Genomic DNA, 2,142 nt, shown 5'->3' with positions numbered 1-2,142 from the left:
GNAGGCGCTGGCTGGTGAGGGGCTGCTCCGCGTCCTGTTGCAGACCGGGCCCATCCAGCAACGGCTCCAGGTAGGGCAGTGGATAGATGGCCACGGGACTGAGCCGCTCGCCGATCACGGTGATCGTGCGCTCGCCGCTGCGATCCACAAAGGTGAGGCCGCGGCGGGTGGGAGCCTGACGCCAGGCGACTTGGAGGTCGAGGCCGAGGGCCGTGAGCGCCGCCGCCGCCTGCTCCCCCACCGCATCCCTGCCCAGGGCGGTGAAGAAGGGCACCGGCCGCCCCAGCAGCCGCGCCAGCTGCACGGCCACCACGGCGCCGCCCCCCGCCGGCAACTCCAGGGCGGAGGGGCAGGAGAGGATGTCGCCCGGCCGGGGCAGGTGCTCCACCTCCAGGAACGTGACCACCTCCACATGGCCCACCACGGCCAGCAGCAGCGGCTGCAGCGGCGGCAGGGCCTCCAGGGGCAGGGGCGCAAAAGGGCTGATCGGTGCAGTGGACAACGGCATCGACGCGGCCGGGCCGTGCCCGGCGACCGCAGGCTCCACAATGGCGGTCAGTGAGGGCTCCGCGGTGCGGCTGCTGCACACCTCCGACTGGCATCTGGGCCGCAGCTTCCACGGCCACGACCTGCTGGCCGCCCAGGCCGAGGCCATGGACCGGCTGGTGGAGCTCAGCCGCGAGGCAGCGGTGGAGCTGGTGGTGATCGCCGGCGACCTCTACGACCGCGCCATCCCCCCGGCGGAGGCGGTGCGCCTGTTCACCGACACCGTGGCCCGCCTGCGCAGCAACGGGGCGGCGGTGGTGGCGATCGCCGGCAACCACGACTCCCACGTGCGCGTATCGGTGTACGACGAGCTGCTCTCGGCGCTGGAGGTGACGATCCGGGGCCGCTGGCAGCGCTCCGATCAACCCGTGCTGCTCAGCCCCCGCTCTGGCGGCAGCCCCGTGGCCATCTATCCACTGCCCTACCTGGAGCCGTTGCTGGATGGGCCCGGTCTGCAACAGGACGCGGAGCAGCCCCTCACCAGCCAGCGCCTGCGCCACCCGGAGGTCACCGAGCTGGCCCTCAACCGCATCCGTGCCGACCTGGCCCGCCGCCCCGGCAGCCGCTCGGTGCTGGTGGCCCATGCCTTCGTGGCAGGCGGCAGCAGTTCGGAGTCGGAGCGGGAGCTCTCGGTGGGCCATGCCGAAGCGGTGCCGGTGGCCATGTTCGAGGGGTTCCACTACGTGGCGCTCGGCCACCTGCACCGCTCCCAGCAGCTGGATGGTCCGCGCCTGGCCTACAGCGGCACCCCCCTGCCCTACTCCTTCTCGGAGGAGAGCCACGTGAAGTCGGTGCGGCTGGTGGAGCTCGCCGCCGATGGCAGCCCCAGCGTGGAGGTGGTTCCCCTGGGGGTGGGGCGGCCCCTGCGCAGCCTCAGCGGCGACCTGGAGAAACTGCTGCAGGATCCCGAGCTGGCCGCTGCCGAGCAGGCCTGGGTGCGGGCCGAGCTCACCGACCCGCTGCTGCCCCAGCAGGCGATGGCGCGGCTGCGGCAGCGCTTCCCCCATGTCGTGGAACTGAGACACCGGCGGCCCGAGGGCGAAGCCCTGAGCAGCAGCGCCCGCAGCCAGCGGATCCGGGCCGCCCGCAGTCCTGAACAGCGCCTGCTGGCCTTCTTCGCCGATCAGCAGGGCCGCCCTCCGCTGCCGGCGGAGGAGCAGCTGCTGCGGCAGGCCCTGGCGGCAGCCGGCAGAACGGGGGAGCGATGAGGCCGCACCAGCTGGAGATGCAGGCCTTCGGGCCCTACGCCGAGGCGGTGACGATCCCCTTCGATACCCTCTCCCGCGATGGCCTGTTCCTGATCCACGGCAGCACCGGAGCCGGCAAGACCTACCTGCTCGATGCCCTCTGCTTCGCCCTCTACGGCGACGTGAGCGGGGAACGCAGCGTCAAGGGCCTGCGCTCCGACCATGCGCCGCCCCAGGCCATTCCCCAGGTGGTGCTGGAGTTCTCCGCCGCCGGAGCACGCTGGCGGGTGGAGCGCCAGGCCGCCTGCGAGGTGGCCAAGAGCCGCGGCGAGGGCACCACCAGCAAGCCCGCCCGGGCCAGCCTCTGGCGCTGCCAGGGGGAGGAACAGCAACCGGTGGCCTCCGGGAT

At 72.9% G+C, this 2,142-nt stretch carries 3 protein-coding genes; 2 read left to right on the top strand and 1 reads right to left on the bottom strand.

The window, feature by feature from the left end; genetic code table 11:
* The coding region (locus IQ216_RS13620) for a PfkB family carbohydrate kinase (protein ID WP_228007539.1) at positions 1 to 508 on the bottom strand (508 nt) is incomplete at its 3' end.
* 40 nt (positions 509 to 548) lie between these two features.
* Here IQ216_RS13620 and IQ216_RS13615 point away from each other — a divergent pair.
* Together IQ216_RS13615 and IQ216_RS13610 are read left to right on the top strand one after the other, a co-directional pair.
* Positions 549 to 1,754: an exonuclease SbcCD subunit D gene (locus tag IQ216_RS13615; protein WP_193815895.1), complete on the top strand. Its 1,206-nt coding sequence runs from the start codon at positions 549 to 551 to the stop codon at positions 1,752 to 1,754.
* Positions 1,751 to 2,142, top strand: a 392-nt coding sequence (locus tag IQ216_RS13610; protein ID WP_193815894.1) for an AAA family ATPase, incomplete at its 3' end; no start/stop codon positions are given. The genes IQ216_RS13615 and IQ216_RS13610, both read left to right, overlap by 4 nt.

It is taken from the genome of Cyanobium sp. LEGE 06143 (assembly GCF_015207535.1).
Taxonomy (GTDB): Bacteria; Cyanobacteriota; Cyanobacteriia; order PCC-6307; family Cyanobiaceae; genus NIES-981.
This window is presented reverse-complemented; position numbering and strand designations above follow the sequence as displayed.

What these genes read in the sequence shown, in the direction of transcription:
- IQ216_RS13615 (WP_193815895.1), top strand. Translation starts at nt 549, where the DNA reads ATGGCGGTCAGTGAGGGCTCCGCGGTGCGGCTGCTGCACACCTCCGAC.